Source organism: Lichenicoccus sp. (assembly GCF_965276875.1).
In the GTDB taxonomy this organism is placed as follows: domain Bacteria; phylum Pseudomonadota; class Alphaproteobacteria; order Acetobacterales; family Acetobacteraceae; genus Lichenicoccus.
On the sequence record NZ_OZ255701.1, the window covers coordinates 1,632,350 to 1,650,036 of the forward strand.

The 17,687-nt window shown below is 67.8% G+C and carries 15 protein-coding genes; 9 read left to right on the top strand and 6 right to left on the bottom strand.

Annotated features, from left to right (window positions below; genetic code table 11):
* On the bottom strand, nt 1-1,344 hold the full coding sequence (locus ACQY4K_RS07890; protein ID WP_428394954.1) for an esterase/lipase family protein: 1,344 nt from the start codon (nt 1,342-1,344) through the stop codon (nt 1-3).
* Between the two features lie 53 nt (nt 1,345-1,397).
* Here ACQY4K_RS07890 and ACQY4K_RS07895 point away from each other — a divergent pair, with 53 nt between their 5' ends.
* Nucleotides 1,398-3,551 (top strand): amylo-alpha-1,6-glucosidase, encoded by a 2,154-nt coding sequence (locus tag ACQY4K_RS07895; protein WP_428394956.1) that lies wholly within the window; start codon nt 1,398-1,400, stop codon nt 3,549-3,551.
* Between the two features lie 16 nt (nt 3,552-3,567).
* On the opposite strand, the gene ACQY4K_RS07900 is transcribed toward ACQY4K_RS07895, so the two are convergent.
* Nucleotides 3,568-3,942, bottom strand: a complete 375-nt coding sequence (locus tag ACQY4K_RS07900) for a DUF1636 family protein (RefSeq protein WP_428394958.1) — start codon at nt 3,940-3,942, stop codon at nt 3,568-3,570.
* 52 nt (nt 3,943-3,994) lie between these two features.
* Between ACQY4K_RS07900 and cobU the strand changes: the two genes are divergently transcribed.
* The 6 genes from cobU (at nt 3,995) to ACQY4K_RS07930 (ending at nt 12,009) form a co-directional block, all read left to right on the top strand.
* The gene (cobU, locus tag ACQY4K_RS07905) at nt 3,995-4,552 is read left to right on the top strand and encodes a bifunctional adenosylcobinamide kinase/adenosylcobinamide-phosphate guanylyltransferase (protein WP_428396024.1); all 558 of its coding nucleotides are present in this window, start codon (nt 3,995-3,997) and stop codon (nt 4,550-4,552) included.
* The gene (cobO, locus tag ACQY4K_RS07910) at nt 4,545-5,147 is read left to right on the top strand and encodes a cob(I)yrinic acid a,c-diamide adenosyltransferase (RefSeq protein WP_428394959.1); all 603 of its coding nucleotides are present in this window, start codon (nt 4,545-4,547) and stop codon (nt 5,145-5,147) included. The genes cobU and cobO overlap by 8 nt, the downstream gene beginning before the upstream one ends.
* A gap of 12 nt (nt 5,148-5,159) precedes the next feature.
* Entirely contained in the window at nt 5,160-6,602 is a 1,443-nt protein-coding gene (locus ACQY4K_RS07915; RefSeq protein ID WP_428396026.1) for a cobyric acid synthase, read from the top strand.
* 36 nt (nt 6,603-6,638) lie between these two features.
* A complete protein-coding gene (locus ACQY4K_RS07920) occupies nt 6,639-7,109 on the top strand; it encodes a hypothetical protein (RefSeq protein WP_428394961.1) in 471 nt (156 codons plus the stop codon).
* Nucleotides 7,110-7,326: 217 nt separating this feature from the next.
* Nucleotides 7,327-7,896: a GNAT family N-acetyltransferase gene (locus ACQY4K_RS07925; RefSeq protein WP_428394963.1), complete on the top strand. Its 570-nt coding sequence runs from the start codon at nt 7,327-7,329 to the stop codon at nt 7,894-7,896.
* Between the two features lie 267 nt (nt 7,897-8,163).
* Nucleotides 8,164-12,009, top strand: a complete 3,846-nt coding sequence (locus tag ACQY4K_RS07930) for a non-ribosomal peptide synthetase (RefSeq protein ID WP_428394965.1) — start codon at nt 8,164-8,166, stop codon at nt 12,007-12,009.
* Here the strand turns inward: ACQY4K_RS07930 and cbiB are convergent.
* A complete protein-coding gene (gene cbiB, locus ACQY4K_RS07935; protein WP_428394967.1) occupies nt 11,973-12,920 on the bottom strand; it encodes an adenosylcobinamide-phosphate synthase CbiB in 948 nt (315 codons plus the stop codon). The two genes, ACQY4K_RS07930 and cbiB, sit on opposite strands and share 37 nt — an antisense overlap.
* On the opposite strand from cbiB, the gene cobD reads away from it, so the two are divergent.
* Both cobD and ACQY4K_RS07945 read left to right on the top strand, forming a co-directional pair.
* On the top strand, nt 12,919-13,947 hold the full coding sequence (cobD, locus tag ACQY4K_RS07940) for a threonine-phosphate decarboxylase CobD (RefSeq protein ID WP_428394969.1): 1,029 nt from the start codon (nt 12,919-12,921) through the stop codon (nt 13,945-13,947). The two genes, cbiB and cobD, sit on opposite strands and share 2 nt — an antisense overlap.
* Nucleotides 13,948-14,082: 135 nt before the next feature.
* Nucleotides 14,083-14,298 carry a hypothetical protein gene (locus tag ACQY4K_RS07945; protein WP_428394971.1) on the top strand — a complete coding sequence of 72 codons (216 nt, stop codon included), beginning with the start codon at nt 14,083-14,085 and terminating at the stop codon, nt 14,296-14,298.
* 3 nt (nt 14,299-14,301) lie between these two features.
* Here the strand turns inward: ACQY4K_RS07945 and ilvC are convergent, their stop codons facing one another.
* Genes ilvC through ilvB form a run of 3 tightly spaced genes read right to left on the bottom strand, consistent with a single transcriptional unit; the run spans nt 14,302 to nt 17,678 of the window.
* Entirely contained in the window at nt 14,302-15,321 is a 1,020-nt protein-coding gene (ilvC, locus tag ACQY4K_RS07950) for a ketol-acid reductoisomerase (protein ID WP_428394973.1), read from the bottom strand.
* 18 nt (nt 15,322-15,339) lie between these two features.
* Nucleotides 15,340-15,849: an acetolactate synthase small subunit gene (gene ilvN, locus ACQY4K_RS07955; RefSeq protein WP_428394975.1), complete on the bottom strand. Its 510-nt coding sequence runs from the start codon at nt 15,847-15,849 to the stop codon at nt 15,340-15,342.
* A complete protein-coding gene (gene ilvB, locus ACQY4K_RS07960) occupies nt 15,849-17,678 on the bottom strand; it encodes a biosynthetic-type acetolactate synthase large subunit (RefSeq protein WP_428394977.1) in 1,830 nt (609 codons plus the stop codon). The genes ilvN and ilvB overlap by 1 nt, the downstream gene beginning before the upstream one ends.
* Nucleotides 17,679-17,687 lie beyond the last annotated feature (9 nt).

The window sequence follows — 17,687 nt, forward strand, 5'->3', positions numbered from 1 at the left end:
CTACGGTTGCTGGACGATGAGTTCGCCATGCGCGGACGCAGCGCCATCCGTATCGCTGTTCAAATAGACGCGATAGGCCCCCGGCTGTAGCGGTGCCGTGAGGCGGAGCGACATCGAGGCGAGCCCGGCGCCGCCGTGATAGGCGATCGGCGCCAGCGTGAGCGGCGGATCAAAGGCAATCGCGGTGCCACTGGTGGGGTCGAGGATCGCCCGCTCGACGATGAGGGTTCCCGAGAAATTCTGCACATCCCTCCCGAAGGCGATCACCGTGCGGACCGCTTCACCAGGTGCTACGACATGGTCGTGGACGGCGATTTCGATCGTGGACGCAAGCCGCGCCGTCAGGCCGGGCTTGCCGAGGAGGGCTGCCAGGGTGTCCAGCAGGTCGGAAGCCTGGTACAGGGTTTTGTGCGCGCCGCTGACGAATTGTCGCTGCACCCCATCAAGCGAACTGCTCCAGGTGGCGACCGTGCCGTCGCCGCCATCCTCCTCCTCGATCGGGTCCGGGCAGAGCTCGTCCCGGGACCGCGGGCGCAGCAGGACATGGCTCGCCGTCGGCAGGCGCGTCCCGGCGAAGCAAAAGTAACGCACCTGGGGCGGCCGCCTCGCCGCATCGAGCCGGGCGTGGAACTGCCGCGCCGCGTTCAGGTTCGCGGCCACCAATCCGAGCCGGCAGGCGGTCGCCGGGTCGTAGATGTCAATCGGCTCAAATGCCCCCTCGGCGTTGCCGTCCCAGGCGAACGCCTCGCCCGCGGGCGGCAGCAACTGGTAGGCGGCTGGATAGCGTGGATCGCTCGCCGCCTGCAGCACCTGGTCGGGCCTGAGGAACAATTGCCGCGCGTGTCCCAGCACCACACCGAGGGTGACCGCGGCACCACGATGCGGAGTGCCGAGCATAAACAGGCGGCGAACGCGCCCGAAACCCGAGCGGCCGTCAAAGGCGCCGGATTCGAGATAGGCACGTGCGACCATGCCGCCCATGCTGTGCGCAAGCAGCGTAATCTCGACGTCGTTGCCGTGGCGCGCGACGGCGTCTTCGATGTGCCCGGCCAAGGTGACGGCCGAGATCAGATTGTCGCGTCGCCAGTCATAGGCGGCGACGACGAGGGTGCCGTCCGTCTCAGAGAAGCCCAAGGGTGCCAACCAGTCTATCAGGCTCTGATACTGCACCGAGAGCGCATAGCGCCGGATGCAGTCGGTCGCGACCAGATCCTCGCGCAGCAGATCGGTCATGCGCGCAAACGGCAGCCACAGGCTGCAGAGCGGGCCGGGCCAGATCACCTCGTCCCCGAGCTTGAGGACCGAGCCCATGATACCGGGAATGAGGATCGCAACAGCGGTCATGGCGTTGCACTCTTCCCGAGCCCAACCAAGCCCGTCCAGAGGAAATCAAGCCGATGCCCGTCAAGGTCCAGGTCGGCCCGCCGCAGATCGCGATCCATCAGAATCGGACGGTGCTGGTCACCGGGGAGGACGGCCAGATCACCTGGCCGAGCGAAAAAGGCCTGTATTTTCGCGACACGCGTCTGATCAGCGCCTGGTCGGTCTATGCCAACGGTGCGCCCTGGGTGCTGCTCAATGGCGACGCCGTCACCTACTACGCGGCCCGCATCTTCCTCACCAACGACGCCTTCGCGACCCAGGATGGCGAGATCGCGGCGCGCATGCTCTCGCTGGTGATCAGCCGCGAGATCGATGGCGGCATGCACGAGGATCTCGATATCACCAACTATTCCACCCGTGCGGTGTGCTTCAATCTGGAGCTGTCGCTGCGCTGCGACTTCGCCGACATGTTCGAGGTGAAGTCCGGCAGGATCGTCCGTCGCGGCAGGATCACCACGCATTGGCAGCCGACAGCACAGGTGCTGGCGAACACCTACCGCAACCAGGACTTCGTGCGTGGTGTCACGATCGCCGTGGTCGGGCCCGAGGCGCTCTACGCCAACGGCAGGCTCAGCTTCGAGGTGCGATTGGCACCGGGTGCGCAATGGCACTGCTGCCTGCAATACGACCTGACCGACGGCGAGGACATCATCGCAGCCCCCGAGGATTGCGTTAAACATGATGCGCACAGCCGACACGCCGACGATCTGCGTGACTGGGAAAGCCGCGTGCTGAAGATCGAAACGCCGAACGAGGAATATTACCGCTTCTTCCATCAGGCGACCCGCGACATGGCCGCACTGCGGCTGGAGAACGGCAGTGGTGACCACATGGTGTTCATGCCGGCAGCAGGGCTGCCCTGGTTCATGGCGCCGTTCGGACGCGACAGCCTGATCGTCTCGCTGCAGACCATCACCGTCTATCCCGACTTCGCCCGCGGCGCGCTGGATGTGCTGGCCGGATTGCAGGCAAAGGAGTGCTGCGACTACCGCGACGCCGAGCCCGGCAAGATCATGCATGAGCTGCGCAGCGGCGAGCTCGCGCATTTCAAGCTGGTCCCGCATACGCCGTATTACGGCACCGCCGATGCAACGCCCTTATGGCTGATCACGCTGCATGCGGCCTGGCGCGCGACCGGCGACAACGGGCTCATAGAGCGACATCTGCACACCGCGGAGGCTTGTCTGGCCTGGATCGACGACAGCGGCGATCGCGACGGCGACGGCTTCCAGGAGTATCAGACGCGCTCGTCCGCCGGCTACGAGAACATGGGCTGGAAGGATAGCGGCGAGGCGGTGGTCGACGTCGACGGCAGCCTGGTGCGGGGCCCCAAGGCGCTCTGCGAATTGCAGGGCTATGTCTATGACGCCTGGCGCCGGATGGCGGAGATCTACGACGCGATCGGCGACGCCGCACACGCCGCGGCACTGCGCGCCAAGGCGCGACGCCTGTTTGATCGTTTCAATGAGGTCTTCTGGAACGAGGAGGATGGCTTCTACGCTTTCGCGCTGGACGGCGACAAGCGGCCGATCCGCTCGATCGCCTCGAATGCGGGCCACTGCCTGTGGTCCGGCATCGTGCCCGCCGCACGCGCCGCCCGCGTCGTCGCACGTCTGATGCAGCCGGACATGTGGTCGGGCTGGGGCATACGCACGCTGTCCGCCGAGCACGTCTCATTCAATCCATATTCGTATCAGCTCGGCGCGGTCTGGCCGCATGACAATGCAATTATCGCACTCGGCTGCAAGCGTTACGGCTTCGCCGCCGAAGCGGCACATATCGCCCGCGACATCAGCGGTGCTGCCGCCCATTTCCAGGGCAACCAGCTTCCGGAACTCTATGCCGGCACGCAAAAGGACGGCACCAACTTTCCGGTGCAGTATCTCGGCGCCAACGTGCCGCAGGCCTGGGCGGCGGGATCGGCATTTGCCTTGCTCGCAGCACTCCTCGGCCTGGTGCCCGACGCCGTTCGCGGCAAGCTGTTCATCGATCCAGCACTGCCGTCCTGGATGACGGACCTGACGATCCGGGATCTCACGGTCGGAAACCAGAACTTCACGATCCGCTTCTGGCGTGAGGGCGATGCCAGCCGACACGACGTCCTGGCCGGCGATGCGGCAAAGGTCGAGTGCCGCGCCTTCGGGGCAGCGCTGGACCCGCCCGGTTGATCCCTCGCCGGCGCTCTTATGTCGCGGGGAGCGGCGGCACGCGGCCGCGGACGATGGCGGCAAGCGAAGCCGGGCGCCTGGAGGGCATCACGACTCCGGTCGCGGACGCCGCATAGGTCGCGGCATAGGCCAGCAGGTCGGGCGCGTGGTGCAGATCAAGACCGCCGAGCAGATAGGTCCACTTTCCCGGCATCGCGAGGGCCGCGGCGCAGCCGTGGCCGCAGGTGGAGAGGCATTTGGCGTCCAGCAGCGACACCGGCGCCGCATGCTCGGCCAGCAGCACCGCGAGGCGCGCGTGCAGAAGGGCGCCGGGAACCGGGACGCCCTCGATTGGCTCGGTGCCGGCGCGGCAGGTAGTGCAGACATGCAGCAGGGCGCGCGATGCGGTCATTTTGGGCTCGGGGATGGATCGGGAAGGGCACTCAGACTATGCCGGTGCGGCGATGCAGGTCAAAACACCCCGCCACCCCACTCCTGGCAAACCGAGCCTGACGCTCGTCCTCGGCGGCGCGCGGTCCGGCAAGAGCCGACATGCCGAGGCCCTGGTCATGGCACACCCGCCGCCCTGGATCTACGTGGCGACGGCAGCCGCTCATGACGACGAGATGGCGGACCGGATCGCCGCCCATCGCGCGCGCCGCCATGAGGGCTGGCGCACGCTGGAGGCGCCGCTCGACCTTGCCGGCGCGCTCGACCGGGCGGCGGCAGCACCTGTGCTGGTGGACTGCCTGACGCTGTGGCTGAGCAATTTGCTCCTGGGCGAGCACGATATCGAGGCGGCAATCCGCGGTCTGGACATGGCTCTGGAGCGTCGGGGTGGCCCGCGCGTTCTGGTGTCGAACGAGGTCGGGCTCGGCATCGTGCCGGAGAATACGCTGGCACGACGCTTTCGCGACGCGGCGGGGTCGTTGCACCAGCGGCTCGCGGCGCGCGCTGACCACGTTGTCCTGGTGACGGCCGGATTGCCGCTGGTGCTGAAAAGCGCGGGTGCGGATGTCTGACGACGAATCGCGGCATCGCCTGCGCATGGCCAAGCGCAAAGCCGTGCAGGACCGCGAGGTCGCGGGCAAGACCATCGAGAAGGGCCTGCTGATCGTCCATACCGGACCCGGCAAGGGCAAAACGACCGCGGCAATGGGACTGATGCTGCGGATGATCGGCCGCGGCCGCAACACCGCCATCGTGCAGTTCATCAAGGGGGCGTGGGAGACCGGCGAGCGTCGCGGGCTGGAGCGGTTCGGTGCGCAGGTGCAATGGCACACGATGGGCGAAGGCTTCACCTGGGAGACCCAGGACCGCGCCCGCGACGTCGCCGCCTGCGCCCGCGCCTGGGACACCGCGCGCGGCCTGCTGGGTTGCCCGGATCTCGCACTCCTGGTGCTCGACGAACTGAACATCGCACTGCGCTATGATTACCTGCCGCTCGAGGAGGTGCTGGCAGCACTCGCGGCACGGCCGCCGACGCTGCATGTCGTGGTCACCGGACGCAACGCCAAGCCCGAACTGATCGCGGCGGCCGACCTGGTGACCGAAATGAACGCAACGAAGCATCATTTCGCTGCCGGTGTGAAGGCGCAGGAAGGGATCGAGTACTAGGTGCGTGCCCTGATGATCCAGGGCACCGGCTCGTCCGTGGGCAAGTCGGTGATCGTCGCGGGTCTCGCGCGGGCGCTGACCCGGCGCGGGCTCGCGGTGCGTCCGTTCAAGCCGCAGAACATGTCCAACAACGCCGCGGTGACGCAGGAGGGCGGCGAGATCGGCCGGGCGCAGGCGCTGCAGGCGCGGGCCTGCGGGGTGGCGCCGAGCCTGCATATGAACCCGGTGCTGCTCAAGCCGCAGAGTGAGATCGGGGCGCAGCTCGTGGTGCGTGGCGAAGTGCGCGGCAATTACCGTGCACGCGATTACCAGGCGCTCAAACCGTCGCTGATGAGGGTGGTTCTGGAGAGTTTCGCGCATTTGCGCAATCAGGCCGACATCGTCCTCGTCGAGGGCGCCGGGAGTGCCTCGGAGACCAACCTGCGCGCAGGCGACATCGCCAACATGGGATTTGCACGCGCCACATCGACCCCGGTGGTGATGCTCGGGGACATCGACCGCGGCGGCGTGATCGCCAGCCTGGTCGGCACCCAGTGCGTGCTGGATGCAGACGATGCCGCCCTGATCAAGGGGTTCATCGTCAATCGTATGCGCGGCGATCTCTCGCTGTTCGATGCCGGCATGCGCACCATTGCCGAGCGCACCGGCTGGGCGGCGCTCGGACTGGTGCCGTTCCTGGACACGGTGCGTGCACTGCCCGCCGAGGACGCGGCCGACCTTGCCGGCACCCATACGTCCAGCGCCGGCGGAGTGCATATCGCGGTGCCGCTGCTGCCGGGGATCGCCAATTTCGACGACCTCGATCCGCTCGCCGCTGAGCCCGGTGTGCGGCTGAGCCTGATCGCGCCCGGCCAGCCGCTGCCGGCCCCCTGCGCGCTGGTGATCCTGCCCGGCTCAAAAACGACGATCGCCGACCTCGCTGCCCTGCGCGCGCAAGGCTGGGACATCGATTTGCGCGCCCATGTGCGGCGCGGCGGCCACGTGCTTGGGCTGTGCGGCGGCTACCAGATGCTGGGACGCCGGATTGCCGATCCGGATGGGCTGGAAGGACCACCTGGCGACGTCGAGGGCCTGGGTCTGCTGGACGTCGAGACCGTGCTCGAAACGCGCAAGCGGCTCGCTTTGGTGCGCGGCCACCTCGCCGAAGGCGGCACCCGGCTCGATGGCTACGAAATGCACATGGGGGCGACGCGCGGCCCCGACATGGTACGGCCGATGCTGCATCTGGACGATGGCCGCAACGACGGCGCGGTCTCCGGCGACGGTCGCATCGCGGGCACGTACCTGCACGGCCTGTTCAGCGCGGATGCGGCGCGGCTGGCGCTGCTGCTCCGGCTCGGGTTCGCGGCACGCGCCCGCAATCACGAGCAGGACGTCGAGGCGGCGCTGGAGTCGCTCGCCGCCCACCTTGAGCAGCACATCGACATCGATCGGTTGCTTGATATTACATCCTGAATTCATTCCGAAGGGACGCCGCTGCTACTCGGTCTGGTGCTCGTCCTCCCGTTCGCGACCGCCAGCGTGTTGCCGCTGCTGGACTGCCCGAACCATCTCGGCCGCAAGGGGATCATTGCCACGCACGGCAGGGACGCCGCGTTCAATGCCATGTATGCGCTGCACTGGGCGCTCTACCCCGCTCTCGCCATGGACCTGATCGTGCCGACGCTGGTCATGCCGGTACAGGCGGCCGGCAGGATTTTCGCAGGCCCAACCGTGCTTCTGTCCGTCTCGGGCACCATTGCGCTTCACCGCACCCGGTTTCGGTCGTGCTCGCTCTGGCCCTTCATCGGCACGCTGACCGCCTATAATTTCGTGCTGACCAACGGGCTGCTCAACTATCTGTTCGGCATCGGCGCGGCACTCTGGGGCGCTGCATTGTGGATCAGGCTGGCCGATCGTCCATTGCCGCCGCGTGCAGGCTTCGCGGTGCTCGCCGGCAACATCTCGGCCGCAGGACAATGAAGCGGTCCGCGGCAGCAATGGCTGGCCGGCGCAGCTCAGGGATTGGCATCACCGCTACGATGACCTGCTGATCCTGAACCACCAGCCGGCGACGAAACTGCCGGCAGGCTTGAAGCTTCTGGCCGAAACCGGGTTTGCCGCAGTTTATCGTATCGATACCGGGCCACATCTGGGGTGCAAGGCGCGCTGAACCGCGGGTGGGCTAGAGGAAAGCTGGATGGGTTTGCGGCAGGCGCACAAGGTCGACATCGAGGCCATCGAGGGGCTCATCGCGCGCGCCGTCATGGGCCTGATGGGCCATGAGTACGACGAGGCGGCGCGGCGGGCCTCGATCGGCGCGTTGTTCGGTGTCGATCGTCAGGTCATCGAAGACGGCACGTATTACGTGCTGGAGCGCCAGGGAGCGATCGTCGGTGCCGGCGGCTGGAGCTTCCGCCGCGCCCTGTTCGGTGGCGACGCAACCAGCACGCGCGACCAGGGGCGTGCCGACCCGCAGCACGAGGCGGCGCACATACGCGCCTACTACGTGGATCCCGATCATAGCCGCTCGGGCATCGCGACCCTGATCCTGCGGCATAGCGAATTGCAGGCGTCGCAAGCGGGTTTTCGGCGTCTGGCACTCGGCGCGACCCTGACGGGGGTTCCGTTCTACGAGCGACACGGCTACGTCAAGGGCCCACGCTTTACGTTCCTATTGCCAGGCGACGTTCCATTCGTGCTCCAGAACATGACCAAGTCGCTGGCACCCGGCGCTTCGGCAAACCCGCCGACGCAGGTCTCGCGCTGAGGCGGCGACAAGACCGAACTCCGCGGAACACCGGCCGGTCCGGATTATCGTTGGCAGCATCCGGAAAACTACAGCCGCGTTAATTGTTATATTAGCGTGAGTATCCGACGAAGCCCGCCGTGCGGCGGCAATCTCCTTGACAATACTCCTCTACGCATGACCATTGAACAAATCGTTTGCGTTGCAATACGAGATCATCGCCGCCAGCTAACGACCACCAACTTACGGGGTGAGATGTTCAGTCCGTACTATCGTTCTGGCACCCTGATGAGCGGTGAAGCCGAGTTGTCGCATCGCGTTACCCGGGAACTTCCCGCCACTGAGCTGACGTATTCGGTGCGCGCGATACTCCTGCCGAATACGATCGATCCCGAACTGTTGGGCATCAGCTCTGCTCAGGTGATCGGCGAAACCGAGGCTCTCCAACGCTGCCTTGCCGCCTTGCCGTCGATAGAACTCCTGGACTTCACCGCCGAGCCGGACCCAAGGGCGGCGGCGGAACGCTGGCTGCTCGCGAACGCACAGGGCTTCGCCTGGACACTGATCCGTCTCTCCGCCGAGCGCATGCTGTTGGGGCAGGTCTGTGATCCTGCCCTGCTCGATCCATGGGCACAGGATCTGGTCACGGCACGTCTCCTCGCCGTCCATGCCGCACTGGCCGAGGGACAAACGCCGCCGCCGGTATTGGCCGCGCACGATCAGCCGGACAGCGATCTCGACTGGTGCCTGGCGCAGTTCGACGACATGCCGCAGGCGCCCTCGCCGTCGCGGCTGCCGCCGGCGCGCGCGCTGTCATCGCGCCGGGCGGTGTGGCGCATCGAGCCCCGGCAGGCGGCACGGCTGACCGCCATCGCGCGCGGGCTCTCGATCACCCGCCCGCAACTGCTCTGCGCGGCCTGGGCCGGGCTGCTCTCGCGCGTCTCATATCAGGACGACCTGCTGCTGGGGCTGGCGGTGCCCGGCCGTTGGCGCGGGCGCGCAAGCCCGCCGGGACACGCCGTTCGGCTGCTGCCGCTGCGCCTGCGGACGCACCACGATGAACGCTTTGCCGACCTGGCGCGCCGCACCGCACGACAGATGCGCGCGGCACTGCGCCATCAATGCGTATCGCGGGATGCGCTGCGCCAGGCGCTCGGGATCGCGCCCGGAGGCCCGGAACCGCTCTCTGTAGTCTTCAATCACCTGCCGCGACCCGCCGGCATCGCGGCCGAGACGGCCAGCCTCGCAATCGGTCACCTGCCGGTCGCGGACCTCGCTCTGTCGGTCGAGACGTGCATCGATGGCGGCCTCGTGCTGCACCTCGATTGCAACCGCGAACGCCACCCGGCGGATGCGGCGCCGCGTCTGCTCGACCGGCTGCGGCTGGTCCTGGACCAGATGATCCGGTCGGGCGATCGCGTCAGTGCGCTCCGCCTGGACGGGCTCGCGCTGATGGATGATGCCGAGCGCGCGGACGTAACCCGGCGCTTCGCCCTCGGGCCGCCGGCACCGCCGCTGCGGACCCTGGTCGAGCTGCTGGCGGACCCGGTCCGCCGTCATCCCCTGGGCCCCGCTTTGGTGGCACTCTCGGCCGGGCGCCGGACCAGCTTGAGCTACGCCGAACTCGACGCGCGCTCGAACCGTCTCGCCCGCGCATTGTTGTCCGACGGGCTCGCGGCCGGCGATACCGCCGCGGTGCTGCTGCCGCGCACGGCCGAACTCGTCGTGGCGCTGCTCGCCTGCGTCAAGGCCGGGATCGCCTATTGCCCGCTCGACCCCAGCCAGCCCTCGTCGCGGCTGGCGCATCTGGTACAGGCAAGCCGCGCCCGCAGGGTGCTGACCGACGGCGCCGCCCGGCTGGCGACCGACGTGCCGCTGCTGCTTCTCGACGACCCTGTCGTACGCGCAGCGACATCGGACCGCGTCGCTGCCCCGATCGCCGACTGCGAGCGCGCGCCACTCACGCCGGACATGATCGCCTACGTCATCTTCACCTCCGGCTCGACCGGCCTGCCGAAGGGGGTCGCCGTCTCGCACGGGGCGATCAGCCAGCAGGTGCAGGCCTACGGCGCCGAGCTGACGCTGGGGGTCGGCCACAGCGTGATCTCGGTCTTTTCGGTCGCCTCCGATCCGTCGACGCTCGACGTGTTCGCCGCCCTCTCGACCGGCGCCCTGCTGGTGTTCATGGACGAGGCACAGCAACGCGACGGGACCCGGATCGCGCACGAGGCCTCGCTTCACGCAAGCCCGGTGCTGTGCGCCGTTCCCTCGCTCTGGCGTGCGATCCCCCTTAAGAACCTGCCGGCAAGCCTGGCCGCGCAATCCGGCAGCGAGCCGTTTCCTGCCGAACTGCTCCCCGCGATGCGCCGGTTTCGCAGCCTGCACAATGTCTACGGCCCGACCGAGACCGCTGTCTGTTGCACGATGCACCGCCTCGGACCCAACGAGGAGGCGGGCACGATGATCCCCGTGGGCCGTCCGATGGCCGGCTACGCGATCTGGATCCTGGACCAGGCGCTGGCGCCCGTCCCGGTGGGAGCGCTCGGCGAGCTCTGCGTCGGCGGCGGCGCCCTTGCCGATGGATATGTCGGCCAGCCCGCGCAAACCGCCGCCGCGTTCCGGCCGAACCCGTTCGGGCCGGGCCGCATCTACCGCACCGGCGACCTTGCACGCTGGCGTCCGGACGGCACAATCGAGGTGCTGGGGCGGATCGACGGACAGATAAAGATTCTCGGTCACCGCATCGAGCCGGCCGAGATTGAACATGCGCTGCGCAAGCTGCACTGGGTCGCCGACGCCGCAATTCTCTCTCAGGGGGACGGCAGGCATACGCGTCTGGTCGCCTTTTTCCAGCCGCGGCCAGGCGAGCGCATGCCGCCGCCTGCCGAAATCCGTGCCGTCCTGGGCGACCGCCTGCCGCGCTGGATGCTGCCGGCCGCATGCGTCGAGCTCGCGGCCCTGCCGCGCACCACCAACGGCAAGCTCGATCGCAGGGCGCTGACCGAAGCGACTTCCCCACGTGCTGCGCCCAGCCGCGGCCGGCCGCCAGCCTCGCCGGACGAAGCGCTGCTCTGCAGCCTGTTCGCCAAGGTGACGGGCCACAACGATGTCGATGCGGACAGCGACTTCACGGATATCGGCGGCGACTCGCTCGCGGCGATGGTGCTGGTCACCGAACTGCGCCAGGCCGGACGCGAGCTTTCGCTCACCCGCCTCTATGCCGGCCGCACCCCGGCCGCGATCGCCGCCAAGTGGGGAACCCCTGGTGGCGCCGAACCCGAGGCACGCCGGCCGACCCTGTTCCTGATCCCGGGAGCGGGCGGCGACAACCCGCGCTGCGCCGCCTTGCGTTCGGACTGGGCGGACAGCCTCGACTGCATCATCGTGGAGTATTCGGACTGGCCCCGCCTGATCGCGCCGGGCTTTTCCATGCAGGACATGATCGACGACATCGCCCGGCGCATCCTGATACGCCGGCCGTCGCAGCCATTGCTGTTGGCCGGCTACTCGCTCGGCGGTGTTGCGGCCTGGGGGGTCGCCAAGCGTCTGGCCCGCGCCGGCTACCCGGTCGACACGCTGTTCATCATCGACTCCAACATGAACCAGCTGTTCGAGCCGCCACCGACGCCGGCAGCTCTGGGCGGTCGACTTGCCAATCGCTTGCTCGCCACGACCTCCGTGCTGCGCGGCGGCGACCGCGCGCGTTTCTCGGAAATGCTCGCCGAGGTCATCGCCTATCGCCTGGTCGGCCGCCCGGCCCTGCTGCGCGTGGTCGCGAGTCTGCGGGCGGTGAGACTGCCGTCCCGTTTTCGCTTCTCGCTGCACCTGTCGCTGACCAGCGTGCTGCAGGCCAGGCTGGCGCGCGGTTGGCAGGAGGGCGCGCCGCTCGACTGCCGCAGGATCATCCTGTTCAGGGCCGCCGAGGCGGAGGATGACCACGCACCGCCGGGGCTCGGCTGGCCGGAGCGCTGCACCAGGCTCGAGGTCGAGCAGGTCGCGGGCGGCCACCTGTCGCTGCTCAGCAAGCGTGGCCCGAACTCGCTGCACGACAAGGTTGCCGCACTGCTCGCGGAGCAGATCGAGGCGACCGCGACCTCTCACCACCACACCGCGAGCAGCAGCATCACACCCTGAATCGCGCAGGCGTGGCGGTAGAGCCGCAGGGCGCGGTGCAGATCCGCGATTCCGGCCTCAATCGTGCCGTCACCGAGCCATGCGTCGTGCACTGTGATCGCGCCATAGGTTCTGGGGCCGGCGAGTTTGATGCCTATCGCTCCGGCCATCGCCGCCTCCGGCCAGCCGGCATTCGGCGAACGATGGCGTCCTGCGTCGCGGCGGACGATACGCGCGGCACATAGCACGCGCCGACCGGCGGCGAGCGCAATCCACAGCGCCGCCAGCCGTGAGGCCGGCAGGTTGACGAGATCGTCGAGGCGGGCCGCGGCCCATCCGAATGCGCGATGACGCGGCGTCAGATGGCCGATCATGCTGTCCGCGGTGTTGATCGCCTTGTAGGCGACAATGCCCGGCAGCCCCAGGACCGCGCACCAGAACAAAGGGGCCACCACGCCGTCGGCGAAGTTCTCGGCCAGGCTCTCCATGGCGGCGCGAACGACCGCCGGGCCATCGAGGCTGGCGGGATCGCGGCCGACGATGTGCGAGACCGCTTCGCGCCCCGCCGGCACGCCGCCACACGCGAGGGCTGTTGCCACCGCCGCAACATGGACGTGCAGGCTGCGGCTGGCCAGCAAGGTGCTGGCGGCCGTGGCCAGCACCAGGATGGCGAGCGGCGCCGGCAGCCAATGCACGGCCGCGCGTTGCAGCAGCCCGGCGAGGCAAGCGGGGACGCCTGCGATCAGCACGATCGCGAGCACGCCGTTGAGGCGGCGGCGCCCTTGCGGCAGTGTCTCGCGGTTGAGGCGGCGGTCCAGCAACGCGACCAGGGCGCCGATCGCGACCACCGGATGCCGCAGCAGCCGGAACAGCCAGCCCGGGTAGCCGAAGATGGATTCCAGCAATAAAGCGGCGGCGGCGACGACCAGCATGCCACCGGGCATCGCACATGGCGGCCGCCTGATCGAGGCACGGCGCCTCTATCCCGACGCGCCGGCGCCGTTCATCGACCTCTCCACCGGGATCAACCCCTTTGCCTATCCGCTCGCGCCGTTGGCCGCCTCGGTGCTGGCCCGGCTGCCGGAGCCCGAGATGCTGGCCAAGCTGGAACTCATCGCGGCCCGCGCCTATGGGGCCGCGTCGCCGGCGATGGTGGTCGCAGCCCCCGGCACGCAAATGCTGATCGGCCTGCTGCCGCATCTGCTCGGGCTCCAGCGCGTCACCATCCTGGGTCCGACCTATGGCGGCCATCAGGCCGCCTGGGAGGCGGCGGGCGCCGGCGTTCGTATCGAGAGCACATGGCAGGGCTTCGCCGATCGTGCCCGCGGCGAGAACATTGCGGCAATCCTGTGCAACCCCAACAACCCCGATGGGCGCGTTATCGAGGCTGATCAACTGGCGGCACTCGCCTGCCATGGCGGCGTGCTGATCGTGGACGAGGCGTTCGCGGACCTTGAGGACCCACCAGTTGGCCTGGCGCCGCTGCTCCCGAGGGACGGGCTGCTGATCCTGCGCTCCTTTGGCAAGAGCTATGGTCTGGCCGGGGTGCGCCTCGGCTTTCTGTTGGCTTCGGAAGCAATCGCAGCGCGGATCCGGACAGCGTTCGGCCCCTGGGCGGTCTCCGGACCGGCGCTTGCAGCGGGGCTGGCCGGCCTCGGCGACTCCGGTTGGCGAGACGCCATGCGCCCGACATTGCAGGCCGCCTGCGACCGACTCGACGGGCTGGCCCACGCGGCGGGCCTGGCACTCGTCGGCGGCACGCGGCTCTTCCGCCTTTATCGCGCCGCCGATGCGGCCGCGGTTTTCGACCGCCTCGCCAGGCGCGGTATTCTGGTCCGCCGCTTCGACGACGCGCCGGGTACGCTCAGGCCGGGCATGCTCAGAATCGGACTGCCCGGCTCAGAGACCGAGTGGGCGCGACTAACGGCGGCATTGCAGGACGCATTGCCGCATTCGTGATCGGTTGCGGGTGGCTGAAAAGCGCCGCTCAGCCCTTAAATCAATACTCCATCAAAGCGGAGTCGGGGTCTTGGACCACGCCACGAGACTCCGATATAAAATGATGGCCAAAACGGCGGACAGGGGTCGACACCGATGTCACAATCTCCACCCAATACCTTGAGCGGCAACGAACTGAGCTTGATCCGCGACGCGGTCCCAGCACTCGACCTGCTCGCCATACGGTCGCTACGCCGGGCAGGGTTCAAGATCGTCCGGGACACCCCCGAGACCGAGATCACGGCCGAGAAGGATCGGCCCAACCAGGACAGACGATGGGGCGGCGCCGACACCGTCAGCACCGCCGCCTGAGCCTCAGTTCCGCGACTTGTCCACCAGGCGGTTCTTGCCGATCCACGGCATCATCGCCCGCAGCTTCTCGCCAACCTCCTCGATCTGGTGCGCGTTCACCCGCGCACGCGTCGTCTTGAAACCGACCCCTCCTACCTTGTTCTCCAGCAGCCAGTTGCGCGCGAACGTGCCGTTCTGGATGTCGGCCAGAACCCGCTTCATCTCCGCCTTGGTCTCGGCGGTTATGATCCGCGGCCCGGTGACATACTCGCCATACTCGGCGGTGTTGCTGATCGAGTAGTTCATGTTGGCGATGCCGCCCTCATAGATCAGGTCGACGATCAGCTTGACCTCGTGAAGGCATTCAAAATACGCCATCTCGGGCGCGTAGCCCGCCTCCACCAGCGTCTCGAAGCCAGCGCGGATCAGCTCCACCAGACCGCCGCACAGCACCGTCTGCTCGCCGAACAGGTCTGTCTCGCATTCCTCACGAAAACTGGTTTCGATGATGCCGGCGCGGCCGCCGCCGACCGCACTCGCATAGGACAGCGCGATGTCGAGTGCGTTGCCGGACGCGTCCTGCGCCACCGCCACCAGGCAGGGCACGCCGCCGCCTCGCTCGTATTCGGAGCGCACGGTATGGCCCGGACCCTTGGGCGCGATCATGAACACGTCCAGGTCCGGGCGCGGCTCGATCACCCGGAAATGGATCGACAGGCCATGCGCAAACGCGATCGCAGCACCCTGCTTGAGGTTGCGGGCAAGATGCTCGGCATAGAGGTCACCCTGCCCCTCGTCCGGCGTCAGTACCATGACCACGTCCGCCCAGGCGGCGGCCTCGGCAGGACCCATGACCTTCAGCCCGGCGGCCTCGGCCTTGGCGATGCCGGCGGAACCCGGACGCAAACCGACCACGAGCTGGCTGACGCCGCTATCCTTGAGATTGCCGGCATGGGCGTGGCCCTGGCTGCCGTAGCCGATGATCGCCACCTTCTTGGACTTCACCAGATTCACGTCGGCATCGCGGTCGTAATAGACGCGCATGGAAGGCTCCTCTCTTTGTCAGATGGTGCGCGGCCCGCGCGCGATTGCGGCAATCCCGGTGCGGGAGACCTCGACCAGGCCAAGCGGGCGTAGCAGTTCGATGAAGGTGTCGAGCTTCTCGGTGCCCCCCGTCAACTCGAAGACGAAGCTGCCTGTGGTGGTGTCCACCGGGCGGGCGCGAAAGGCGTCGGCAATGCGCAGCGCCTCGGAGCGCAGCTCGCCGGTCGAGACCACCTTGATCAGCGCCATCTCGCGGGCGACGTGCGGACCATCCTTGGTCAAGTCGGACACCCGATGCACTGGCACCAGCCGGTCCAGCAACGCCTTGATCTGTTCGATGACCATCGGCGTGCCGGAGGTGACGATGTTGATGCGCGACCGCCCGCGGCCGCCCTCGACCGGTGCGACCGTCAGGCTCTCGATATTATAGCCGCGACCGGAGAACAGGCCGATCACCCGCGCCAGCACGCCGCTTTCGTTCTCCACCAGGACGGAAATGACCGCCGTGATCTCGGGCTCCAGCGCCATCAGACCAGCATCATGCCTTCGTCGGTGATCGCCGAGACTTGCGCGTTCTGCTCCGGACCGAGGATCATCTCATTGTGCGCGGCCCCCGACGGGATCATCGGAAAGCAGTTCTCCGCCTCGTCGACGCAGATATCGGCGATCACCGGGCCGTCATGGGCAAGCATCGCGCGGATCACGTCGTCGAGTTCGCCGAGCCGGCTCGCCCGCATGCCGGTACCGTGGAAGCTCTCGGCCAGCCTGACGAAATCGGGCAGCGCATCGGAGTAGCTCTCCGCGTACCGGCCGCCATGCAGCAGCTCCTGCCACTGTCGCACCATCCCCATATAGCGGTTGTTCAGGATGAACAGCTTCACCGGCAGCCGATACTGGCAGATCGTGCCCAGCTCCTGGATATTCATCAACGTGCTGGCCTCGCCGGCGATATCGATGACCAGCGCGTCGGGGTTGGCCACTTGCACGCCGACCGCGGCCGGCAGGCCATAGCCCATGGTGCCAAGGCCGCCCGAGGTCATCCAGCGGTTCGGCTTATCGAAGGCGAAGTGCTGCGCCGCCCACATCTGGTGCTGGCCAACCTCGGTCGTGACGAACACGTCGCGTCCGGTCTCGCGCGCCAGCTCGCGCAGCCGGCAGACGGCATGCTGCGGCTTGATGATCGCCGACGGCGACGGGTCCTGCGCATAACGCAGGCTGTCGATGCCGCGCCAGGCGTCGATCTGCCGCCACCAGGCAGCCAGTGCCCCCGCATCCGGCTCGGCGGGATCGTCATGCCAGGCCTCGATCATCATCGCGATTGCCCGTCCCGCGTCGCCGATGACCGCCACATCGACCGACACGATCTTGTTCACCGAGGACGGGTCGATATCGACGTGGATCTTCGTGGAACCCGGAGAGAACGCATCGAGCCGGCCAGTGACACGATCATCAAAGCGCGCGCCGAGATTGACCAGAACATCGCAGCCATGCGTCGCAAGATTGGCCTCGAAGGTGCCGTGCATGCCGAGCATGCCGAGGAATTGCGGGTCGGTCGTCGGATAGGCGCCCAGCCCCATCAGCGTCGAGGTGCAGGGATAGCCGGTCAGACGCACCAGCCGGCCGAGCGCCTCGCACGCCGCCGGCCCCGAATTGATCACGCCGCCGCCGGTATAGAACAGTGGCCGCTTGGCGCGCTTGATCAGCGCCACCGCCTCGCGGATCGCCTCCATGCGCGGCTCGGTGACCGGCCGATAGGAGCGGTGCGGCGTGCTTGGCGCCGGCGCATAGGTGGCGGGCCCCACCATGATGTCCTTGGGCAGATCGACCACGACCGGGCCGGGCCGGCCGCTGCGCGCGACATAGAAAGCCTCATGCACGAAGCTCGCGAGATCACCGGCGCGCTTGACCAGATAGTTGTGCTTGGTCGCCGGCCGGGTGATGCCGGTGGTGTCGGCCTCCTGGAAGGCATCGTTGCCGATCAGGTGCGTCGGCACCTGGCCAGTGAGACAAACCACCGGCACGGAGTCCATCAGCGCATCGACCAAGCCGGTCACCGCGTTGGTCGCCCCCGGGCCGCTGGTCACCAGCACCACGCCGACCCGCCCGGTCGAGCGGGCGTAGCCCTCGGCCGCATGCACCGCCGCCTGCTCGTGCCGCACCAGGATGTGGCGAATGCTGTTCTGCTTGAACAACGCATCATAGATCGGCAGCACAGCACCTCCTGGGTAGCCGAACACGACCTCCACGCCCTGATCGACGAGCACGCGAAGCAGCACCTCGGCACCATTAAGGACGGGCGCCGCCTGGCTCTGGCCGGCGGCAGCGTTCGGGGTCTTCAGCTCGGTGGTCGCGTTCATGGCCTGCTC

Excerpts from the sequence above, each read along its gene's own strand:
- ACQY4K_RS07925 (WP_428394963.1), top strand. The coding sequence starts at position 7,327 with ATGGGTTTGCGGCAGGCGCACAAGGTCGACATCGAGGCCATCGAGGGG.
- cobO (WP_428394959.1), top strand. The coding sequence starts at position 4,545 with ATGTCTGACGACGAATCGCGGCATCGCCTGCGCATGGCCAAGCGCAAA.
- cobU (WP_428396024.1), top strand. The coding sequence starts at position 3,995 with ATGCAGGTCAAAACACCCCGCCACCCCACTCCTGGCAAACCGAGCCTG.
- ACQY4K_RS07915 (WP_428396026.1), top strand. The coding sequence starts at position 5,160 with ATGATCCAGGGCACCGGCTCGTCCGTGGGCAAGTCGGTGATCGTCGCG.
- ACQY4K_RS07945 (WP_428394971.1), top strand. The coding sequence starts at position 14,083 with ATGTCACAATCTCCACCCAATACCTTGAGCGGCAACGAACTGAGCTTG.
- ACQY4K_RS07895 (WP_428394956.1), top strand. The coding sequence starts at position 1,398 with ATGCCCGTCAAGGTCCAGGTCGGCCCGCCGCAGATCGCGATCCATCAG.
- ACQY4K_RS07900 (WP_428394958.1), bottom strand. The coding sequence starts at position 3,942 with ATGACCGCATCGCGCGCCCTGCTGCATGTCTGCACTACCTGCCGCGCC.
- ACQY4K_RS07890 (WP_428394954.1), bottom strand. The coding sequence starts at position 1,344 with ATGACCGCTGTTGCGATCCTCATTCCCGGTATCATGGGCTCGGTCCTC.
- ilvB (WP_428394977.1), bottom strand. The coding sequence starts at position 17,678 with ATGAACGCGACCACCGAGCTGAAGACCCCGAACGCTGCCGCCGGCCAG.
- cbiB (WP_428394967.1), bottom strand. The coding sequence starts at position 12,920 with ATGCTGGTCGTCGCCGCCGCCGCTTTATTGCTGGAATCCATCTTCGGC.
- ilvC (WP_428394973.1), bottom strand. The coding sequence starts at position 15,321 with ATGCGCGTCTATTACGACCGCGATGCCGACGTGAATCTGGTGAAGTCC.
- cobD (WP_428394969.1), top strand. The coding sequence starts at position 12,919 with ATGCCACCGGGCATCGCACATGGCGGCCGCCTGATCGAGGCACGGCGC.
- ilvN (WP_428394975.1), bottom strand. The coding sequence starts at position 15,849 with ATGGCGCTGGAGCCCGAGATCACGGCGGTCATTTCCGTCCTGGTGGAG.
- ACQY4K_RS07930 (WP_428394965.1), top strand. The coding sequence starts at position 8,164 with ATGAGCGGTGAAGCCGAGTTGTCGCATCGCGTTACCCGGGAACTTCCC.